This window comes from Qipengyuania pelagi, from assembly GCF_009827295.1.
GTDB lineage: Bacteria > Pseudomonadota > Alphaproteobacteria > Sphingomonadales > Sphingomonadaceae > Qipengyuania > Qipengyuania pelagi.
In genome coordinates, this window is the sequence record NZ_WTYD01000001.1 from 889,576 (window position 1) to 908,480 (window position 18,905).

At 64.6% G+C, this 18,905-nt stretch carries 19 protein-coding genes; 11 read left to right on the forward strand and 8 right to left on the reverse strand.

Annotation, left to right across the window (positions count from 1 at the left end):
- Position 1 precedes the first annotated feature (1 nt).
- From ilvN to miaA, 3 genes are all read right to left on the reverse strand, one after another.
- Positions 2 to 511, reverse strand: coding sequence for an acetolactate synthase small subunit (gene ilvN / locus GRI47_RS04350; protein ID WP_160660121.1), 510 nt, complete (start codon positions 509 to 511; stop codon positions 2 to 4).
- Entirely contained in the window at positions 511 to 2,265 is a 1,755-nt protein-coding gene (gene ilvB, locus GRI47_RS04355; RefSeq protein ID WP_160660122.1) for a biosynthetic-type acetolactate synthase large subunit, read from the reverse strand. The genes ilvN and ilvB overlap by 1 nt, the downstream gene beginning before the upstream one ends.
- 102 nt (positions 2,266 to 2,367) lie before the next feature.
- Complete coding sequence (gene miaA / locus GRI47_RS04360; RefSeq protein WP_160660123.1) at positions 2,368 to 3,345, reverse strand: tRNA (adenosine(37)-N6)-dimethylallyltransferase MiaA; 978 nt, start codon at positions 3,343 to 3,345, stop codon at positions 2,368 to 2,370.
- Here miaA and serB point away from each other — a divergent pair.
- Entirely contained in the window at positions 3,338 to 4,234 is an 897-nt protein-coding gene (gene serB / locus GRI47_RS04365) for a phosphoserine phosphatase SerB (protein ID WP_160660124.1), read from the forward strand. The two genes, miaA and serB, sit on opposite strands and share 8 nt — an antisense overlap.
- Before the next feature lie 71 nt (positions 4,235 to 4,305).
- Positions 4,306 to 5,139 (forward strand): Coq4 family protein, encoded by an 834-nt coding sequence (locus GRI47_RS04370; protein WP_160660125.1) that lies wholly within the window; start codon positions 4,306 to 4,308, stop codon positions 5,137 to 5,139.
- A gap of 123 nt (positions 5,140 to 5,262) precedes the next feature.
- On the opposite strand, the gene GRI47_RS04375 is transcribed toward GRI47_RS04370, so the two are convergent.
- The 3 genes from GRI47_RS04375 to GRI47_RS04385 are packed head-to-tail and all read right to left on the reverse strand — an operon-like array spanning position 5,263 to position 8,868.
- The gene (locus GRI47_RS04375; protein ID WP_160660126.1) at positions 5,263 to 5,958 is read right to left on the reverse strand and encodes a nitroreductase family protein; all 696 of its coding nucleotides are present in this window, start codon (positions 5,956 to 5,958) and stop codon (positions 5,263 to 5,265) included.
- A complete protein-coding gene (gene purL / locus GRI47_RS04380; protein ID WP_160660127.1) occupies positions 5,943 to 8,177 on the reverse strand; it encodes a phosphoribosylformylglycinamidine synthase subunit PurL in 2,235 nt (744 codons plus the stop codon). Before purL ends, GRI47_RS04375 begins: the two co-directional genes overlap by 16 nt.
- A gap of 10 nt (positions 8,178 to 8,187) precedes the next feature.
- Positions 8,188 to 8,868 carry a hypothetical protein gene (locus tag GRI47_RS04385; RefSeq protein ID WP_160660128.1) on the reverse strand — a complete coding sequence of 227 codons (681 nt, stop codon included), beginning with the start codon at positions 8,866 to 8,868 and terminating at the stop codon, positions 8,188 to 8,190.
- Between the two features lie 114 nt (positions 8,869 to 8,982).
- Here GRI47_RS04385 and GRI47_RS04390 point away from each other — a divergent pair, with 114 nt between their 5' ends.
- The 9 genes from GRI47_RS04390 (at position 8,983) to tgt (ending at position 16,466) form a co-directional block, all read left to right on the forward strand.
- Entirely contained in the window at positions 8,983 to 9,249 is a 267-nt protein-coding gene (locus GRI47_RS04390; RefSeq protein ID WP_160660129.1) for an exodeoxyribonuclease VII small subunit, read from the forward strand.
- Positions 9,250 to 9,254: 5 nt separating this feature from the next.
- Entirely contained in the window at positions 9,255 to 10,160 is a 906-nt protein-coding gene (locus GRI47_RS04395; RefSeq protein ID WP_160661298.1) for a polyprenyl synthetase family protein, read from the forward strand.
- Between the two features lie 23 nt (positions 10,161 to 10,183).
- A complete protein-coding gene (gene coaD / locus GRI47_RS04400; protein ID WP_160660130.1) occupies positions 10,184 to 10,696 on the forward strand; it encodes a pantetheine-phosphate adenylyltransferase in 513 nt (170 codons plus the stop codon).
- Between the two features lie 145 nt (positions 10,697 to 10,841).
- Complete coding sequence (locus GRI47_RS04405) at positions 10,842 to 11,546, forward strand: peptidylprolyl isomerase (protein WP_160660131.1); 705 nt, start codon at positions 10,842 to 10,844, stop codon at positions 11,544 to 11,546.
- A gap of 25 nt (positions 11,547 to 11,571) precedes the next feature.
- Positions 11,572 to 12,612, forward strand: a complete 1,041-nt coding sequence (gene queA, locus GRI47_RS04410; protein WP_160660132.1) for a tRNA preQ1(34) S-adenosylmethionine ribosyltransferase-isomerase QueA — start codon at positions 11,572 to 11,574, stop codon at positions 12,610 to 12,612.
- A 9-nt stretch (positions 12,613 to 12,621) separates the two neighbouring features.
- Positions 12,622 to 13,557 (forward strand): ABC transporter ATP-binding protein, encoded by a 936-nt coding sequence (locus GRI47_RS04415; RefSeq protein WP_160660133.1) that lies wholly within the window; start codon positions 12,622 to 12,624, stop codon positions 13,555 to 13,557.
- A complete protein-coding gene (locus GRI47_RS04420; RefSeq protein WP_160660134.1) occupies positions 13,554 to 14,318 on the forward strand; it encodes an ABC transporter permease in 765 nt (254 codons plus the stop codon). Before GRI47_RS04415 ends, GRI47_RS04420 begins: the two co-directional genes overlap by 4 nt.
- Before the next feature lie 17 nt (positions 14,319 to 14,335).
- On the forward strand, positions 14,336 to 15,328 hold the full coding sequence (locus GRI47_RS04425) for a DUF481 domain-containing protein (protein WP_160660135.1): 993 nt from the start codon (positions 14,336 to 14,338) through the stop codon (positions 15,326 to 15,328).
- 10 nt (positions 15,329 to 15,338) lie between these two features.
- Positions 15,339 to 16,466, forward strand: coding sequence for a tRNA guanosine(34) transglycosylase Tgt (tgt, locus tag GRI47_RS04430; protein WP_160660136.1), 1,128 nt, complete (start codon positions 15,339 to 15,341; stop codon positions 16,464 to 16,466).
- A gap of 9 nt (positions 16,467 to 16,475) precedes the next feature.
- Here the strand turns inward: tgt and GRI47_RS04435 are convergent, their stop codons facing one another.
- A complete protein-coding gene (locus GRI47_RS04435; RefSeq protein WP_160660137.1) occupies positions 16,476 to 17,960 on the reverse strand; it encodes a sensor domain-containing diguanylate cyclase in 1,485 nt (494 codons plus the stop codon).
- 166 nt (positions 17,961 to 18,126) lie between these two features.
- Positions 18,127 to 18,741 carry a 30S ribosomal protein S4 gene (gene rpsD / locus GRI47_RS04440; protein ID WP_067682337.1) on the reverse strand — a complete coding sequence of 205 codons (615 nt, stop codon included), beginning with the start codon at positions 18,739 to 18,741 and terminating at the stop codon, positions 18,127 to 18,129.
- Positions 18,742 to 18,905 lie beyond the last annotated feature (164 nt).

The following is an 18,905-nucleotide window of genomic DNA, read 5'->3' on the forward strand; positions in this document are numbered from 1 at the left end:
CTCAGATTTTGTCCGCGCCGCGCATCATGCCGACGATGCCCGACCGCCCGACCTCGACCAGGCCGAGTTCGCGCATGAGGCTGATGAAGCTAGCGACCTTGTCCGGCGATCCGGTCAATTCGAAGACGAAGCTCGACGTGGTCGTATCGACGACATTCGCGCGGAACAGTTCGGCGATGCGGAGCGCCTCGACGCGTATTTCGCCCTTGCCGGCGACCTTCACCAGCGCCAGCTCGCGCTCGACATGCGGGCCTTCCTCGGTGAGGTCGATCACCTTGTGGACCGGGATCAGCCGTTCCAGCTGCGCGCGGATCTGGTCGATCACCTGCGGGGGACCGCCGGTGACAATGGTTATCCGGCTGACGGCGTGATCCTCGCTGATATCGGCCACCGTCAGGCTGTCGATATTGTAGCCACGCGCGGTGAAGAGCCCGGCGATCTTGGCGAGGATGCCCGCTTCATTGTCCACCACCACGTTGAGGACGTGGCGTTCGTCGTCCGGTCCCATCATCACACCAGCGCCTTTGCCTTGTCGTCGATCGATCCCGCCACGCTGTCGCCATACATCAGCATTTCGGTATGCGCCGCGCCGCTGGGGATCATCGGCAGGCAGTTCGCATTCTTCGACACGTGGCAATCGACGATGACCGGCCCGTCATGCGCGATCATCGCTTCGATCCCGGCATCGAGCTGGCTCTCGTCCTCGATCCTGATTCCCTTCCAGCCATAGGCCTCGGCCAGCGCCACGAAATCGGGCAGGCTGTCGGAGTAGCTGTTGGAATAGCGGCTCTCATAGATCAGTTCCTGCCACTGGCGGACCATGCCCATATATTCGTTGTTGAGGATGAAGACCTTGACCGGCAGGCGATACTGGCTCGCCGTTCCGAGTTCCTGGATGTTCATCTGAATGCTCGCCTCGCCCGCGATGTCTATGACGAGCGCGTCGGGATTGCCGAGCTGAGCGCCGATGGCGGCGGGCAGGCCATAGCCCATCGTGCCGAGGCCTCCGCTGGTGAGCCATTTGTTCGGCCCCATGAAGCCGAAATATTGTGCCGCCCACATCTGGTGCTGACCGACTTCGGTGGTGATGATCGGATCGCGATCCCGCGTCAGCGCGAACAGCCGCTCGATGCTCTTTTGCGGCATGATCGCATCGCTGCTCTGCGGATAGGCGAGGCAGTGCCGCGCGCGCCACCCGGCGATGCGGGCCTGCCACTCGGTAAGGTCGCGCGCCTCGCGCTTATCCCATGCCGAGACCAGCTGTTCGAGCACTTCGGCGCAATCGCCCACGATGCCGAGATCGACGGGGACCACCTTGTTGATGCTCGCCCGGTCGATATCGATGTGGATCTTCTTGGCCTGCGGGGCGAAGGCGTCGAGCCGTCCGGTCACCCGATCGTCGAACCGCGATCCGATCGCGACGATCAGGTCGGACCGGTTCATCGCCATGTTCGCTTCGTAGGTCCCGTGCATCCCCAGCATCCCGAGCCAGTCCGGGTGGTCGGCGGGAAACGCGCCGAGGCCCATCAGCGTGCTGGTAACGGGCGCGCCGGTCAGGCGCTGCAATTCGCGCAGCAATTCGCTGGCGCGGGGACCTGCGTTGATGACGCCGCCGCCGGTATAGAAGACGGGCCGTTCCGCCGCCGCGAGCATGTCGACGGCGCTGGCGATCTCGTCAGCCGCGGCGGAGGTGCGAGGCCGGTAGCGGTGCGAGGCGAGGGGGGCGGTCTCTTCCTCGTCCACCAGCGCGATCTGGATGTCTTTCGGGATGTCGACCAGGACCGGGCCGGGGCGACCGGTGGTGGCGATGCGAAACGCCTCCTCGATCGTGGCGGCGAGCTTGCTCGGGTCGTTCACGAGATAATTGTGCTTGGTGCAATGGCGGGTGATGCCGACCGTATCGGCTTCCTGAAACGCGTCGGTCCCGATCAGGCCCGTGGGCACCTGTCCGGTGATGACGACCATCGGGATCGAATCCATCCACGCATCGGCGATTCCCGTCACGGCATTGGTCGCGCCGGGGCCGCTGGTGACGAGGACGACGCCGGGCTTGCCGGTGGAGCGGGCATAGCCTTCCGCCGCATGGGCCGCGCCCGCTTCGTGGCGAACGAGGATGTGACGCAGGCCGCCTTCGCGCTGATCTTCGCCGAACAGCTCGTCATAGATCGGCAGCACCGCGCCGCCGGGATAGCCGAACACGAATTCGACGCCCTGCTGCACCAGCGTATCGATCAGGACTCGCGCGCCACTGCGCTGCTCCGACACTTTATTCTCCTTCGTCGGTGGGATTCGCTCCATGCCCATCATGGAAATCGGCCCGGGGCGGGGGTTAGCGCGCCGGGCCGATCTGGGAGACATATCTCTTCTTCAAGCCCGGATGTCAACGCTTTTTTGAAACAAAGATACAAAAATATCGCGTAAAGAGATTGTTTCATTGCGCGAACGCGGCCATTGGCTTGGCGATTGATTGCGAAACCAGGTGAATTGCCGCTTCGCATATTGTCTCGTCGACAGCCTCCCGCGCTCGATCGCTTCCTCACGGGTGAGCTCCCCGCGCAGCATGGCCGCCACTTCGGGCACGCCGATCGCCCGCATGACCGGAAGCGCCGGATCGAGATCGCGGTCGAGCAAGGTGCGCACCTCCTCGACCCCGCCTTCCGCGAGCATCATGGCGAAGCGGCGATCGCAGCGGTCGAACACCCATTCGCGATCGGGCAGGAGAATGAGCGGGTGGAGATCGATGCGATGCGCGATCCCGCCCTGCGTGTCAGCCTGCCAGTCCAGCATACTGCGCCCGGTCGAGCGAACGACCTCGAGCGCGCGGGCGATCCTCTGGCTGTCGGCAGGCGCGAGCTGTGCGGCGCGTTGCGGGTCTTCGTCCTGGAGAAAGGCAAACGCCATATCGGTCGGCATGGCGCGCACGCTTTCGCGGATCGCGGGATCGATCGGCGGGATCGCCGCGATCCCTTCGAGGAGCACACGCATATAGAGGCCCGTACCCCCGCACAGGATCGGCACGGCATTTTCGGCGTGAAGATCGTCGATCTCGCGCTTCGCCGCCTCTGCCCAATCCGGGGCAGAGCAGGCCATCGCGCCGTCCCAGCTGCCGAACAGGCGGTGCTCGATACCGCCCATTTCGTCTTCGCTCGGCCGGGCGCTGAGGATGCGCAGATCGCTGTAGACCTGCGCGCTGTCGGCGTTGATGACGACCGCGCGGCGGCCCGTGCTTTCGAGTTTGCGCGCCAGCCGCACCGCCAGATCGCTCTTGCCGCTGGCGGTCGGCCCTGCGATGAGCGCGACGGGTTTGCCGGAAACGGCGTTTTCAAGGAATTCGTGCGTGATCATCGCCCGGCTGATAGCAGATCAGGCAAGTATCGGTAACGCGCTCGAAACGCGGTTGGAACGGGCTCGCAACGCGCTCGCACAGGCTGGAACGCCGGTCGCATTTGCCGGAATGCTCGATTTCTGCGGCGACGTCCTTCAGATATCGCTCGCGGAGGGCGAACCGGTTGCGGTCGCCGATGTCCTCGAACAGCATTTCGGCGCCTGCGACCTGCTGGTGGCGGATCACGAGATCGAGATCCCGCGCCTGTTCGTGTCCGACATGGATTCGACCATGATCGGTCAGGAATGCATCGACGAGCTGGCCGATTTCGCGGGGTTGAAGGAACAGGTCTCCGCCATCACCGAACGCGCCATGCGCGGGGAACTGGATTTCCCCAGCGCGCTGGCCGAGCGGGTCGCGCTGCTCGAAGGGCTGGAGGAAAGCGCGATCGAGCGCTGTCTCGATGAACGGATCGAGCCGGTCGAGGGCGCGCGCGTCCTCGTTTCGACCTTGAAGGCCAAGGGATGCCACCCCGTGCTGGTCACGGGCGGATTCCACCATTTCGCCGATCCGGTGGCTCAGATGCTCGGTTTCGAGCGCGTCGTCGGCAACCGCCTGGCCGTCGCCGGCGGCAGGCTGACCGGCGCGCTCGACGGAGCCATCAGCGATTCGGCGACGAAGCGCCGCGTGCTGGAAGAAGAGCTGGAGCGTCTGGGCGAAGGCGCGCGCGTGCTCGCCAGCGGGGATGGGGCGAACGACATTCCGATGCTGGAAGCGGCCGATTACGGTTTCGCCTATCGCGCCAAACCCAAGGCGCGCGCTGCGGCCAACGGGCGGATCGAAAGCCGGAACCTGACCGCGATCCTCAAGCTGCTCAACATCCCGCAAAACGAATGGGTCGAGGGGTGACTTGAAGCGCGTTTACCTCGTGCTTACACTTGTGTAAGTAAGCTTTGTATCCCAGCGAGGTTTCCCTTCCCATGACCCAGCAAGCGCCGATCCAGTCCGACCTCGAAGCCGCCAGCGACGGGACGTTGCTGCGCGATCCGCGCCGGCCCCAGCCGCGTTATTCGCTGCCCAAGGCCTATGGCCATTTCCGCGACCTGCTGGAGGACAAGGAAGAGACCAGCCACGTCTTCAAGATTTTCGATTCGCTGCCGTCGAAGCACTTTCCCGAGCGGGTCCGCCGTCTGACGCTGAGCGCGGAGGGGGAACGGCTGCGCAAGGCGGAACCTTTCCTGCCGCCCATCCTCGACGATCACGAAACCCTGCGCCAGATGCCGCAGGGCTCTGTCGCCCAGGCCTATTGCGATTTCATGGAGAGCGAGGGGCTTTCCGCTGCGGGATTGGTTGCCGAAGCGGATAAATTGGGCCGTCCGAAATACGGCGATCTCACCGACTGGTATGCGTTCCGCTCGCGCGACGTGCACGACCTCATGCATATCCTGACCGGATACGGCCGCGATGCGCTGGGCGAACAATGCGTGCTGCTGTTCACCTACGGCCAACAGCCGAGCCACGGGCATCTCCTGATCGGCTACGCCGGGGCGCTGAACATCCGCAGCATGACGAAGGGCAGCAAGGCGCCGGTTCTGCGCGCGGTGCGTCAGGCGCATCGCACGGGGAATGCCTGCCCGCCGCTGGTCGATCTGCCGATCCAGGAATTGCTGGCGACTCAATTGAGCGACGCGCGCGAATTGCTGCACATTCCCGAACCGCACTGGTATCGCGAATGCCATCGTATCTGGCGCGAAGAGGGGCTGGACCCCTACGATCTGCTGGGGAAAGATTCGGGGCTCGCCAAGGCTGCGTAGGGGAGGGCACCCACCCCGGTTCGCTAGGTTCGCCTGCGGCTCACCAAACTGCACCGCCCCCTCTCGCAAGCGGGAGGGGTTAAGAGACTTGCGAGCTTGCTCGCTAGTCGCAGCGGGGTGGGCTCAAAGCCAGCTGGAAATCGTATCGAGCGGCTTCTTGCGCAGCGCGTGATCGGGCACGCTCGCATCCTGAGCCGGATGCCCCGCCACCACGATCATCAGCGGCTTTTCCCATTCGGGTCGCCCGCAAATGTCGCGCAGGAATCCCATGGGCGAGGGCGTGTGCGTCAGCGTCGCCAGGCCCGCCTCGTGCAAACTCGCAATCAGCATCCCGCAGGCGAGCCCGACGCTTTCGGTGACGTAATAATTCTGCGCCGCGCCGTCCTCTTCGATCCCGCCCTTGCGCTGCGCGAAGCAGACGATCAGCCAGGGCGCGGTTTCGAGAAACGGCTTCGACGCATCGGTGCCGAGCGGATCGAGCGCGGCGAGCCATTCCTCGCTTGCCTTGGGCGAATCGCCCTCCGCTCCATAGAAGCGCCGCTCCTCCGCTTCCGCCGCCTCGCGGATGGCGCGCTTCTTGTCGGGCGAGCCGATCGCCGCGAAATGCCAGGGCTGATGGTTGGCGCCGCTGGGCGCGGTGCCGGCGGCGCGGATGGCGTATTCGATCACCGCGCGCGGCACCGGCGTGTCGGCGAAGGCACGGCAGGAGCGGCGGGTGGAGAGCCGCTCGTAAGCGGCCTGCGCGCGGGCGATCCGCTCCTCGTCCGACAGGTCTGGCCCTGCCGGGAAGGGCGTCGTGCCGCTCAGCTTTCCATCCATTCGCGGAAGAACCGCGTGTGCGCAGCGCGCAATTCCGCGATCGTCTTGCCGAACAGCGTGTCGCCGCCCGTGCGCCCGATGCGGCGGAAGCCGATCGAGGCGGTTTCCGCGTTCTCGGTCCCCTTGGCGAGCGCTTTGTTGAGCGCTTCGGTATCGGGCACGGTGACGATATAGCGGCCCTGATCCTCGCCGAACCACCACTGCGCCTGGGTGTAGTCGCGGTGCCATTCGACCTCGGCGCCGATCCCGCCCGCCATCGCCATTTCAGCGAGCGCCACGGCGAGGCCGCCGTCCGACACGTCATGCACAGCGCTGACCAGCCCGTCCGCGATCAGTTGCAGCACGATCTGGCCCGCATTCTTTTCGACCGTCAGATCGGTCGGCGGGGTGCGGCCTTCGTCGCGGCCATGCACCACGTCGAGCCACAACGACTTGCCGAGATGCGAGCGTTCGGGATCGGGCGTGGCCCAGCTTTCCGCGCGGATCAGGTAGATCGCCTCGCCGTCCTGTTTGAACGGCATGGTCATCATCCGATCGTAATCATCGATCAGGCCCACGCCGCCGATCGCGGGGGTGGGCAGGATCGCGGAGCCGCCGCCGGTCGCCTTCGATTCGTTGTAGAGCGAGACATTGCCGCTCACGATCGGGAAGTCGAGCAGGCGACAGGCCGCGCCCATCCCGTCGAGCGCATGGACCAGCTGCGCCATGATCTCGGGCCGCTGCGGATTGGCGAAATTGAGGCAATTGGTGATGGCGAGCGGCCGCGCGCCGACCGCACACAGATTGCGATAGGCTTCGGCCACGGCCTGCTTGCCGCCTTCATAGGGGTCGGCATGAACATAGCGCGGCGTACAATCCGTGCTGATGGCAAGCGCCTTCTTGGTGCCATGCACGCGGACCACACCGGCATCGCCGCCGGTCTGCAATGTGTCGGCGCCCACCTGGCTGTCATATTGCTGCGAAATCCAGCCCTTCGACGCGAGATTGGGGCTGGCGAGCAGCTTCAGCAGATCCTCGCCCACATCCTGCGTGTCGGGCCGCTCGCTCATCGGCGCGATTTTGGCCCAGGCGGCATAATCCTCGCGGCTGAGATAGGGGCGATCGTATTCGGGGGCGTCCGCGGCAAGCGGGCCGAGCGGGATGTCGCATACGACCTCGCCATCGAATTCCAGCACCATGTGGCGCGTATCGGTGACTTCGCCGATGACGGCGAAATCGAGTTCCCACTTCTCGAAGATGGCCTGCGCCATCTCTTCCTTGCCAGGCTTCAGCACCATGAGCATCCGCTCCTGGCTCTCGCTCAGCATCATTTCATAAGGCGTCATCCCCTCTTCGCGGCAGGGCACCTTGTTCATGTCGAGCCGGATGCCCGCCTTGCCATTGGTCGCCATTTCGACGCTGGAGCTGGTGAGCCCCGCCGCGCCCATGTCCTGAATGGCGACGATGGCGTCGGTCGCCATCAGTTCGAGGCAGGCTTCGATCAGCAGCTTTTCGGTAAAGGGATCGCCGACCTGGACGGTGGGCCGCTTGGCCTCGGCGTCTTCCTCGAAATCGGCGCTCGCCATGGTCGCGCCGTGAATGCCGTCGCGCCCGGTCTTGGAGCCGACATAGACGATCGGATTGCCGACGCCGGTGGCGGCGCTGTAGAAGATCTTGTCCGCATCGGCGACGCCCACGGTCATCGCGTTGACGAGGATGTTACCGTCATAGGCGGGGTGGAAATTGGTCTCGCCCGCCACGGTCGGCACGCCGACGCAATTGCCGTATCCGCCGATGCCCGCGACCACGCCCTTGACCAGATGCTGCATCTTGGGATGCTCCGGCCGCCCGAAGCGTAACGCGTTCGCATTGGCGACGGGGCGCGCACCCATGGTGAAGACATCGCGCAGGATACCGCCCACGCCGGTCGCCGCGCCCTGATAGGGTTCGATATAGCTCGGGTGGTTGTGCGACTCCATCTTGAAGATGGCAGCTTGGCCATCGCCGATATCGATGACGCCCGCATTCTCGCCCGGTCCGCAGATCACCCAGGGCGCTTCGGTGGGCAGCTTCTTCAGGTGCAGGCGGCTCGATTTATAGGAGCAATGCTCGCTCCACATGACTGAGAAAATGCCCAACTCGACCAGATTCGGCTCGCGCCCCAGGGCGTTCAGCACACGCTGGTATTCGTCTTCGGACAGCCCGTGCTGGGCGACGACATCGGGAGTGATTGCGCTCATGCGCCGCGCCTTAGCCGCGCGCGCTCGCCACTGCCAGCCCGGTTTGCCGCTTATGCCACCGTGTCCGCCCTACCCAGGTGGCGAGCATGGTGAGAATCGCGAAGGCGACCAGCGCGGTGATGGGGAGCCACACGCTCATCACCGTGGGTTCGGGCGCGAACCAAGAGATCGTCTGCAACAGCAGCATGGCGCCGATCAGGACGAGAGGCGGGCCGACCGGACCCTTGGTCGCGCGGATATACCAGACGAAGGCCAGCAGCGTCATCGCCAGTTCCAGCGGGATCGCGATCAGCGGTCGGTCCCACAATCCCAGGCCGAACCTGTCCGGCCCGCCCGCCAGCGTGAGATCGGGCCGGTGGACGAGGAGATCGGTCAGCCAGTGGCTGAGGGTGACCAAGCCCGCCCAAACGCCCGCGACCGCGTTGCGGGACATCCTCCAGACGATCACGCCGAAGACCAGTGCGAACACGGCCGTCCCGGCAAGGCTGTGGGTGTAAGGCATGTAATGGAGGTCGAGCGGGTTCATCGCCGTGATTCCCGGCACGATCCGCATCTCCTCTATGCCCACCAGGACGAACAGGAAGAACGCCCAATCGACCAGTTGCGCGGCCACGAACAGCGTGCCGAGCCGCGGGCTTTCCGGCGAGATCGCCCCGGCGGCGAAGGCGGGCGCGAAATGGCCTATGAACATGGAGCGTCCCGATCGGCTTCAAGCTTCCATCCGTGCACCATGTCCCGCTGCCCCGTTGCTAATCCCCGCCGCATTACTTGACCGTGGCGCGACGTGCGGTCAATGCTCGGCGCCATGGATCAGGATGCTCGGGGCGATGCGACGCGCGCCATTTCGGATATGAGTTTCGAGGACGCGCTGCGTGCGCTCGAAGAGATCGTGCGCAAGCTGGAAAGCGGGGAGGTCACGCTCGATCGCAGCATCGACCTCTATGAACGGGGCGAGGCGCTGCGCACCCATTGTCAGGCGCGGCTCGACGCGGCGCAGGCGCGGATCGAGAAGATCGTGACCGACGGGCAGGGCCGTGCGACCGGCACCGCTCCGTTCGACGCCGCATCATGACGACGATGGCCGTTTCGGACAGCGACGACCTGCTCAAATCCGCGCTGGCGCGGGTGCAGGACGAGGTGGATCGCGCATTCGACGCCTATCTTCCCGTGCCGTCCGACAGCCGCGCCCGCCTGGTCGAGGCGATGCGCCACGCGACGATCGGCGGCGGCAAGCGCGTGCGTCCGCTGCTGGTGGTCGCCGTGGCCGACCTCTACCGCGTCGATCGCTCGGCGGCGGTCGCGGCGGGCTGCGCGGTCGAGGCGATCCATTCCTATTCGTTGATCCATGACGATCTGCCCTGCATGGACGATGACGAATTGCGGCACGGCAAGCCGACCGTCCATCGCGCCTTCGACGAGGCAACCGCGGTGCTGGCGGGCGACGCGCTGCACGCGCTGGCTTTCGACATCCTGACGCAGAGCGACGTCAGTTCCGATCCGTTCGTGCGCAGCGAGCTCGTCTCCGTCCTCGCGCGGGCCAGCGGGCACGAAGGCATGGCGGGCGGCCAGATGATGGACATGGCGGCGGACGAGGAGGATTACGATCTCCACCAGGTCACGCGCCTCCAGCAATTGAAGACCGGCGCTCTGCTGGGCGCCAGTGTCGAGATGGGCGCGATTCTGGGCCGCGTCCCGCCCGAGGGGCGGGCGCATCTGCGTGCCTATGCCCGCGATATCGGCCTCGCCTTCCAGATTGCCGACGACCTTCTCGACGTGGAGGGTGACGAGGCGCTGGCGGGCAAGGCGCTGCGCAAGGATGGCGAGCAGGGCAAGGCCACCTTTGTCACGTTGATGGGCGCCGAAAAAGCCCGCGAACAGGCGCGCGCTCTGGTCGATCAGGCGATCGGCCATGTCGCGGGCCACGGATCGGATGCGCGCCTGCTCGAAGCGCTGGCCCGCTTCGTCATCGAGCGGGACCGCTAGACGCGGGCGCGGAGAGGAAGCCTATGAGCAAGCGTATCGGCATCTATCCCGGGACCTTCGACCCTATCACATTGGGCCATGCGGACATTATCCGGCGCGGCGCCAAGCTGGTCGATCACCTCATCATCGGGGTGACCACCAATCCATCCAAGGATCCGATGTTCTCGACCGACGAGCGGCTCGCCATGGTTGAACGCGAGGTCGATTCGATGAAGCTCGCCAATGTCGAGATCGTCGGGTTCAACGCGCTTTTGATGAAATTCGCGAAGCGGCAGGGCGCGAGCGTAATTATCCGCGGTCTGCGCGCGGTCGCCGATTTCGAATACGAATATCAGATGGCGGGCATGAACCAGCAGATCGATGACGACATCGAGACGGTATTCCTGATGGCCGATGTTTCGCTGCAACCGATCGCATCCAAGCTGGTCAAAGAAATCGCCCTGTTCGGCGGCGATATCCAGCCTTTCGTGAGCAGAGAGGTGTGCGAGGATGTGATCGCGCGGGTCGAGACGATCGGGCGGCGCGGCGATTACTGATCCGATATCGCGGGTACCGCGGGTATCGCGGGCGCGAGCCTTCGTCCCCGAAGACCCCATCCCTTGAAAAGTCCCATTCATTGAAAAGAAAGCGCGCGCTCGCTAGAGCCCGCCTCCTATCCCCGATAATTATGACGGATTCCCGATGCTGAAGGTCACCACCGCCCTGAGCGCGCTCGCAGCGCTGACGCTGAGCCCGATCGCTGCCCCAGCCAACGCACAGGCGCAGGATGCGGCGGAAACGCCCGCGGCCCGGCCGGTCTACGAGCAGATCGACTACAATATCGAGAACGACCGCGAGAACATCCTCCTGCTCGACCTGTCGAACGGGCAGCGCGTCGCCATTCGCCTGATGCCCAGCTGGGCACCCAACCATGTCGAGCGCATCAAGACGCTGGCGCGGCAGGGCTTTTACGACGGCGTGATCTTCCACCGCGTGATCGACGGTTTCATGGCGCAGACCGGCGATCCGACCGGCACGGGGCAGGGCGGGTCCGAGCTTCCCGATCTCAAGGAAGAGTTCAATCCGATGCCGCATATTCGCGGCACCGTGGCGATGGCCCGCGCGGCGAGCGAGGACAGCGCGAACAGCCAGTTCTTCATCGTCTTCTATCCGCGTTTCGCGCTCGACAAGCGGTATACCAATTTCGGTCGCGTGATCGGGAACATGGCTGCCGTGGACGCGATCCAGCGTGGCGAGCCGCCGCAGAATCCCACGCGCATCATGCAGGCCTCGATCGCCAGCGACAATCGCCCGCAACCCTCGATGCAGGCGATGCCGACGCCCGGCCCGCAGACTCCGGGTGCCGAGATGACCGCCGACGATCTCAACGCTCCACTGGGCGAGTGATCGCTACGGAGCGATTTCGCATCCGATGAAGGTCGACCTTTTCGATTTCGAACTGCCGCCCGAGCGGATCGCGCTGCGCCCCGTGCGCCCGCGCGATGCCGCGCGGATGCTGGTGGTGCGCCCCGATAGTGCGGGAGGCGGCGCGTTCGAGGATCGCGGCGTGCGCGACCTGCCCGATTTGCTGAAAAAGGGCGACGTGCTCGTCTTCAACGATACGCGCGTGATTCCCGCCCAGCTCGAAGGGCGGCGCGGCGAGGCGAAGATCGGCGTGACGCTGCACAAGCGGGTCGACCTCAGGCGCTGGCAGGCCTTCATCCGCAATGCCAAGCGCGTGAAGGAAGGCAATATCCTCACCTTCGGCGGCGGCGTGACGGCGGTGGCCGAAGCCCGCCATGACGATGGCAGCTGGACCCTGTCCTTCCCCGGCACCGAACCGGTCGAACTGCTGCTGGAGCGGGCGGGCACCATGCCCCTGCCGCCCTATATCGCGGGCAAGCGTTCGACCGACGCGCAGGATCGCGAAGATTACCAGACCATGTTCGCCGCGCGCGACGGTGCGGTGGCGGCACCGACCGCCTCGCTCCATTTCACGCCCGAACTGGTCGCGGCGCTGGACGAGGCCGGGATCGGCCGCGAAATCCTGACGCTGCATGTCGGTGCAGGCACGTTTCTGCCCGTAAAGGCGGAGGATACCGCCGATCACCGGATGCATTCCGAATGGGGCCGGATCGAGCCCGAGGTCGCCGAGCGGCTGAACGGCGCGCGCGCGGCGGGCGGGCGCCTGATTGCGGTCGGCACCACCAGCCTGCGCCTGCTCGAAAGCGCGGTTGCGCCCGACGGGAGCATTGCGGGCTGGGAAGGCGATACCGACATCTTCATCACGCCGGGCTACCAATTCCGCGCGGTGGATGGGCTGATGACCAATTTCCACCTGCCGAAATCGACTTTGTTCATGCTGGTGAGCGCCTTGATGGGGCGCGAGCGGATGCAGGCCGCCTACGCCCACGCGATCGACAGCGGTTATCGTTTCTATTCCTATGGTGACTCCTCCCTCCTGCTCCCGTAATCGGAGCGGATGACCGACCCGATCCTTCAGATTTCCGGCCTGACCAAGGTCTATTCCAGCGGGCTTAAGGCGCTCGACAGCGTCGATCTGACGATCCGGCGGGGGGAGATTTTCGCGCTGCTTGGGCCGAACGGGGCGGGCAAAACCACGATGATCGGCGCGGTATGCGGTCTGGTCCGGCCGAGCGGGGGCACGATCACCGCCTTCGGCTACGATCTGGCGCGTGACTGGCGCAAGGCGCGCGCGCGGATCGGGCTGGTGCCGCAGGAACTCGCCACCGATATGTTCGAACCCGTGGAGCGCGCGGTGGCGCATTCGCGCGGCCTGTTCGGCCTCGCGCCGGACCCCAAGAGGATCGAGGAAATCCTGCGCTCGCTCAGCCTGTGGGACAAGCGCGGCGAACGGATCATGGCCCTGTCGGGCGGCATGAAGCGCCGCGTGCTGATCGCCAAGGCGCTGGCGCACGAGCCGGATCTGCTCTTCCTCGACGAGCCGACCGCCGGGGTCGATGTCGAACTGCGCAAGGGGATGTGGGCGATCATCGACGAGATGCGCGCGCGCGGCGTCACCATCATCCTCACGACCCACTATATCGAGGAAGCCGAGGAAATGGCCGATCGGGTCGGCATCATCCGCAAGGGCCAGATCATCATGGTGGACGAAAAGGACGCGATGATGGCGCGATTGGGCCGCACCGAAGCGCATATCTCGCTCGCCGAACCGCTCGCCGCGCTCCCGCCCGCGCTGACGGCCTATCCGGTCGAGCTTGAAGAGGGCGGAAAATCGCTCTGCTATCGCGGCGGCGACGGGACGGGGAAGGGCAAGGCCGAGGTCGCCGCGATCACCAAGGCGCTGATCGCCGCCGATATCGACTATACCGGGATCGACGTGCGCGAGAGCAGTCTCGAGGATATCTTCGTCTCGCTGCTGGGAGAGGACGCATGATCGCCTGGCGCTCGACTTGGTCGATCTACACGCGCGAATTGTCGCGTTTCCTGCGCACTGCGTTCCAGTCCGTGCTGGCGCCGGTCCTGACCACCGCGCTCTATTTCATCGTCTTCGGCGCGGCGATCGGTGGCCGGATGCCCGATCTGGACGGGGTCCAGTATGGCGCCTTCATCATTCCCGGCCTGTTGATGCTGACGCTGCTCGGCGAAACGACCAGCAATTCCAGTTTCGGGATCTACATGCCGCGCTTTACCGGCACGATCTACGAATTGCTGAGCGCGCCGATCGGCGTGGCGGAAACGCTGATCGGCTTCGTCGGCGCGGCGATGACCAAGAGCCTGATCCTGGCGGCGATCATTCTCGTCACGGCGAGATTGTTCGTCGATTATTCGATCGCGCACCCCTTCCTTGCCGTGATCTACATCATGCTGGTTGCCGCCGCCTTCAGCCTGTTCGGCTTCATCCTCGGCATCTGGGCGGACAATTTCGAAAAGCTCGGCATTATCCCGATGCTGTTCCTCACTCCGCTGACTTTTCTCGGCGGGACCTTCTATTCGATCGATATGCTGCCCAAGCCGTGGGACACGATCGCGCTGTTCAACCCGATCGTCTATCTTGTCAGTGGACTGCGCTGGACCTTTTACGGCAGCAGCGATGTGAATATCTGGGTCAGCTTCGGAATCACGCTGGCGTTCCTCGCCCTATGCGTCGGGGTGATCGCTTTCATCTTCAAGACCGGGTGGCGATTGCGCGCATAAGAATATAAATGAGACCCATGCCGTTACGTCTTCGCTCCCTTTCGCTCGTTTCCCTGTGTCTGGCTTCGGGCCTGGCTGCGCCCGTTCTGGCCCAGGAGGAGGGCGCGCCCGAACCGGTTAAATCGGCCTTGCCCGATCCGGTGCGCGCCATGCTCGAAGCGGCAGCGGAAACCGGCGATGCCGCCACCTTCGGCGCAGTTGCGGCGACCGCGAAGAAAACCAATCCAGACAGTGCCGCCGAGATCGCCGCGCTCGAAAAGGATTTCAACGAAGCGAGGAGAGAGCGCGAGGCTCTCGCCGCGACGGTCAAAGAGCGCGAACTTCGCGAGGCCGGCCTGTTCGACAATTGGAACGGGCGCGGCGAGATCGGCGCTTTCCGCTCGACCGGGAACAGCGACAATCTCGGGCTCACCGCCGCGCTTTCGCTTGATCGCGAAGGGGTCGACTGGACTCACAAGCTGCGCGGTCGCGCCGATTACCAGCGTTCGCGCGGGATCACGAGCCGCGAGCAGTATTTCGCCTCCTACGAACCGCGCTACCAGATCGAGGACCGCCTGTTCGCCTACGGGCTCGGCCAGTTCGAAAGCAATGTCTTCCAGGGCTTCGATCAGCGATATGCCGTGTCGGGCGGGCTTGGATACAAGGTCGTGGAAAACGACAGCCTGCAATTATCGGTCAAGGGTGGTCCTGCCTTGCGGCATACCGAATTCGTCAATGGCGACAATGAAAGCAGCCTCGCGGCCCTGCTCGGCGTGGATTTCGACTGGACCTTCGCCGAAGGGCTGAAGCTGACGCAGGACGCCAATGCGGTTGCCGAGGCGGGCGGGCAGGCGGTCGCCTTGATCGGCGGGCCGAGCACCACGCTGTCGCTGATCACCGGTCTCGACGCCAAGGTCAGCGACCGGATCAGCACGCGCTTTTCCTATTCGGTCGATTACGACAGCGATCCGCCGCTGAACGCGGTCAGCACCGATACGCTTACCCGCTTCACGCTGGTCTACGGTTTCTGAGACGCGCCAGATGACCGCACCCCGTTTTGCATTCACCATCGCCGCGACCGATGGCGCGGCGCGCACCGGCACGATCCGAATGCGGCGCGGCGACATCCGCACCCCCGCCTTCATGCCGGTGGGCACCGCCGCCACGGTCAAGGCCATGAAGCCGGAAACCGTGCGCAGGACGGGTGCGGACATCATCCTCGGCAACACCTACCACCTGATGCTGCGTCCGGGTGCGGAACGGGTTGCCCGGCTCGGTGGCCTGCATAAATTCATGAACTGGAACCGCCCGATCCTGACCGATAGCGGCGGCTATCAGGTGATGAGCCTGTCGGATCTGCGCAAGCTGACCGAGCAGGGGGTCGAATTCCGCAGCCATATCGACGGGTCGAAGCATATGCTGACGCCCGAACGTTCGATGGAGATCCAGCGCCTGCTCGGCAGCGATATCGTCATGGCCTTCGACGAATGCCCGCGTGCCGACCAGCCGCGCGACGCGATCGCGAAGAGCATGGAAATGAGTATGCGCTGGGCACGGCGCAGCCGCCACGGTTTCGATGCGGGTGGCGACCATGCCGAAAATGCCGCCCTGTTCGGCATACAGCAGGGCGCGCTCGACGAGGATTTGCGCCGCTATTCGGCTGACGCGCTGACCGATATCGGCTTCGACGGCTATGCGATCGGCGGCCTCGCCGTGGGGGAGGGGCAGGAGGCCATGTTCGCCACGCTCGATTTCGCGCCGGGGCAATTGCCGCAGGACCGCCCCCGCTATCTGATGGGCGTCGGCAAGCCCGACGATCTGGTCGGCGCGGTGGAGCGCGGGGTCGACATGTTCGACTGCGTCCTGCCGAGCCGGTCGGGCCGCAACGGGCAGGCCTTTACTTGGAACGGCGCTCTCAATCTCCGCAATGCCCGTTTCGCCGAGGATCAGGAGCCGCTCGATCCGCGCTGCCCATGCGACACCTGCGGGACCTATAGCCGCGCCTATCTCCATCATCTCGTCAAGGCGGGCGAAATCCTCGGCGCGATGCTGATGACCGAGCACAACATCGCCTTCTACCAGCACCTGATGCAGACGATGCGCGATGCCATCGCTGAAGGACGCTTCGCTGCCTTCGCTGCCGATTTCCGGCGCGATTATCTGTGCTGACCCGCCCGATCAGGCGGCGCGATTGATCGCCTTGGCGGAACGCGCCTGCGGAACAGTGATGTCGCGCCCACCCTGCGAAAGCACGGCGCTTCCCCGCTGGCGTTCCTTCGCCCTGTAGAGGGCACGATCCGCAAGGCCTGTCGCTCGCTCGCGGTCCATGGTGGGATCGCCGATCCGCACCGCGCCGATCGTCCCGCTGACTGCGAAATCCGGTGCGGTCGAGGGCGCCAGGCGCAAATTGACCAGTAGACGATCGATCGTCGCTTCGAGATTGGCGACCAGCCGGGTGTCGGTGATGAGCAGCACGAATTCATCGCCGCCAAGACGCGCGGCGAAGCTGTCCTTCAGCCATGGCGCGGTAAGGACTTTACCGGTCTTCATCAGCAATTCGTCGCCCACCGCGTGGCCGAAACGGTCATTGGCTTCCTTGAAGCGGTCGAGGTCGATGAGGATCAGTGCCACGTCCTGACCGGAGATGCGCGGCGCATAGGTCTTCGCATCGAAGCTTTCGTTGAATCGGCGCCGGCTCGCGATACCGGTCAATTCGTCGGTATTGGCCTTGTGGATCAACGCCTGTTCGAGGCGATAGCGTTCGGTCACGTCCTGAAACACGCCGATCAGGGCGACGGGCTTGCCGTGGTCCAGCTCGACCTCGCCCATGGCGCGGACTCGGCGCGGACGGCCTTTCGCAGTGATGAAATCGACTTCGAGATCGTAGGACCGACCGGTCGAGATCGCCTGATCGATGGCCGCCGAGAGGATCGCGCGATCCGACGGGGGATAGAAGCTGAGCGCGTCCTCCAGCATCTCTTCCTGTCCCTTGGGCACTTCGTGGATGGCATAGACCTGGTCGGACCATTCCAAGTGATTGTCGGCGAGGCACAGGCGCCAGGTGCCGAAGCCTGCGATCTTTTCACCCTGTCGCAGTTGACGATGGGCACGCTGCTGGTCTGCCAGCAATTCGGTGAGCTGTTCCGCCGAGCGTTCGGCCACCGCCGCGTCGATCGCGGCCTGCACTAGCGTCTGCGCGACCGTGCCGAGCTGTTCCAGAGTATCGCGCTCCTCGGCCGAGAAACTGCGCGGGGCGAAATCGATCATGCACAGGGCACCGACCGGCACGGCCTCGCTGTCCGGCGCGATCTTTACCCAGATCGGGCGGCCGGCGTAAAAACGCATACCCTCTTCGGTGACCAGCGGATTCCCGGCGAACCTGGGGTCCTTCGACAGATCCTCCACGACCATCAGATCGGTCCCGACAAGGGCATGGCGGCAGATCGATTGTTCGGCGGGTATTTCAGTCAAGGACGGATCCGTCGCCGCTTTGAACCACTGGCGATCGCATTCCACCACGGTGATCGCGCTCAGCGGGCAGCCGAACATCGTCGCCGTCGCCTTGGCCAGTCCGTCGAACTGGGGCTGCCGTCGCTCGCCCAGCAGTTCGAGAACGGCATTGGCATTGGGCAGGCAGGGAAGGATCGATGTGGGGAGGGTCATGCCGCCATGGCTAGCGCCCTCATGGTTGCGCCCGCCCTGTAGCGATACTTGGTAAATATACTTAAACCTTCCGATCCCAAACGCGACGGTCCGACGATGTCCTCGCAAACGAAAAGGGCGGCCCCGAAGGACCGCCCTTTCGTATTTGCGGAACCGGTAAAACCGATCAGCGCGAATAGAATTCGACGACCAGATTCGGTTCCATCGTGACCGGATAAGGCACTTCGTCGAGCTTGGGCACGCGGGTGAAGGTCACCTTGTCGTTGCCGTCGGGCGCGACGTAATCGGGGATTTCACGCTCGGGCAGGCTCTGCGCTTCGATGACCAGCGCCATGTCCTTGGCCTTGCTGCCGAGGCTGACAACGTCGCCGACCTTGACGCGGGCCGAAGCGATGTTGGTCTTCTTGCCGTTCAGATAGATGTGGCCGTGCGAGACGATCTGGCGCGCGGCGAAGATGGTCGGCGCGAACTTGGCGCGATAGACCACCATATCGAGGCGCTGCTCGAGCAGGCCGATCAGGTTCTGGCCGGTATCGCCCTTGATACGCGCAGCTTCCTGATAGGTGCGCTTGAACTGCTTCTCGGTCACGTCGCCGTAATAGCCCTTGAGCTTCTGCTTGGCGCGCAGCTGGAGGCCGAAGTCCGACATCTTGCTCTTGCGGCGCTGGCCGTGCTGGCCGGGGCCGTAGGAGCGCTTGTTGACCGGCGAATTCGGACGACCCCAGATGTTTTCACCCATCCGGCGGTCGAGTTTGTACTTGGCGCTCTTGCGCTTCGACATAAGTCGTATCCTTCGATTTGCTGTCACCACGCCCCAATCCACCATGGATCAAGGCTGGCGCTTGAACCCGGCATCGCACCACATGGGCTGTTCCCATGCGCGGCCACCGCTTCACCGGGGTGCGGAGCCAATTCGCGAAGCGCGGCCCTTAGCAGTTATGGCAT

Bases quoted from the DNA above. Each gene is read 5' to 3' on its own strand.
- ilvN (WP_160660121.1), bottom strand. From the start codon at position 511: ATGATGGGACCGGACGACGAACGCCACGTCCTCAACGTGGTGGTGGAC.
- miaA (WP_160660123.1), bottom strand. From the start codon at position 3,345: ATGATCACGCACGAATTCCTTGAAAACGCCGTTTCCGGCAAACCCGTC.
- GRI47_RS04370 (WP_160660125.1), top strand. From the start codon at position 4,306: ATGACCCAGCAAGCGCCGATCCAGTCCGACCTCGAAGCCGCCAGCGAC.
- GRI47_RS04375 (WP_160660126.1), bottom strand. From the start codon at position 5,958: ATGGATGGAAAGCTGAGCGGCACGACGCCCTTCCCGGCAGGGCCAGAC.
- purL (WP_160660127.1), bottom strand. From the start codon at position 8,177: ATGAGCGCAATCACTCCCGATGTCGTCGCCCAGCACGGGCTGTCCGAA.
- GRI47_RS04385 (WP_160660128.1), bottom strand. From the start codon at position 8,868: ATGTTCATAGGCCATTTCGCGCCCGCCTTCGCCGCCGGGGCGATCTCG.
- GRI47_RS04390 (WP_160660129.1), top strand. From the start codon at position 8,983: ATGGATCAGGATGCTCGGGGCGATGCGACGCGCGCCATTTCGGATATG.
- GRI47_RS04395 (WP_160661298.1), top strand. From the start codon at position 9,255: ATGGCCGTTTCGGACAGCGACGACCTGCTCAAATCCGCGCTGGCGCGG.
- coaD (WP_160660130.1), top strand. From the start codon at position 10,184: ATGAGCAAGCGTATCGGCATCTATCCCGGGACCTTCGACCCTATCACA.
- GRI47_RS04405 (WP_160660131.1), top strand. From the start codon at position 10,842: ATGCTGAAGGTCACCACCGCCCTGAGCGCGCTCGCAGCGCTGACGCTG.
- queA (WP_160660132.1), top strand. From the start codon at position 11,572: ATGAAGGTCGACCTTTTCGATTTCGAACTGCCGCCCGAGCGGATCGCG.
- GRI47_RS04415 (WP_160660133.1), top strand. From the start codon at position 12,622: ATGACCGACCCGATCCTTCAGATTTCCGGCCTGACCAAGGTCTATTCC.
- GRI47_RS04420 (WP_160660134.1), top strand. From the start codon at position 13,554: ATGATCGCCTGGCGCTCGACTTGGTCGATCTACACGCGCGAATTGTCG.
- GRI47_RS04425 (WP_160660135.1), top strand. From the start codon at position 14,336: ATGCCGTTACGTCTTCGCTCCCTTTCGCTCGTTTCCCTGTGTCTGGCT.
- tgt (WP_160660136.1), top strand. From the start codon at position 15,339: ATGACCGCACCCCGTTTTGCATTCACCATCGCCGCGACCGATGGCGCG.
- GRI47_RS04435 (WP_160660137.1), bottom strand. From the start codon at position 17,960: ATGACCCTCCCCACATCGATCCTTCCCTGCCTGCCCAATGCCAATGCC.
- rpsD (WP_067682337.1), bottom strand. From the start codon at position 18,741: ATGTCGAAGCGCAAGAGCGCCAAGTACAAACTCGACCGCCGGATGGGT.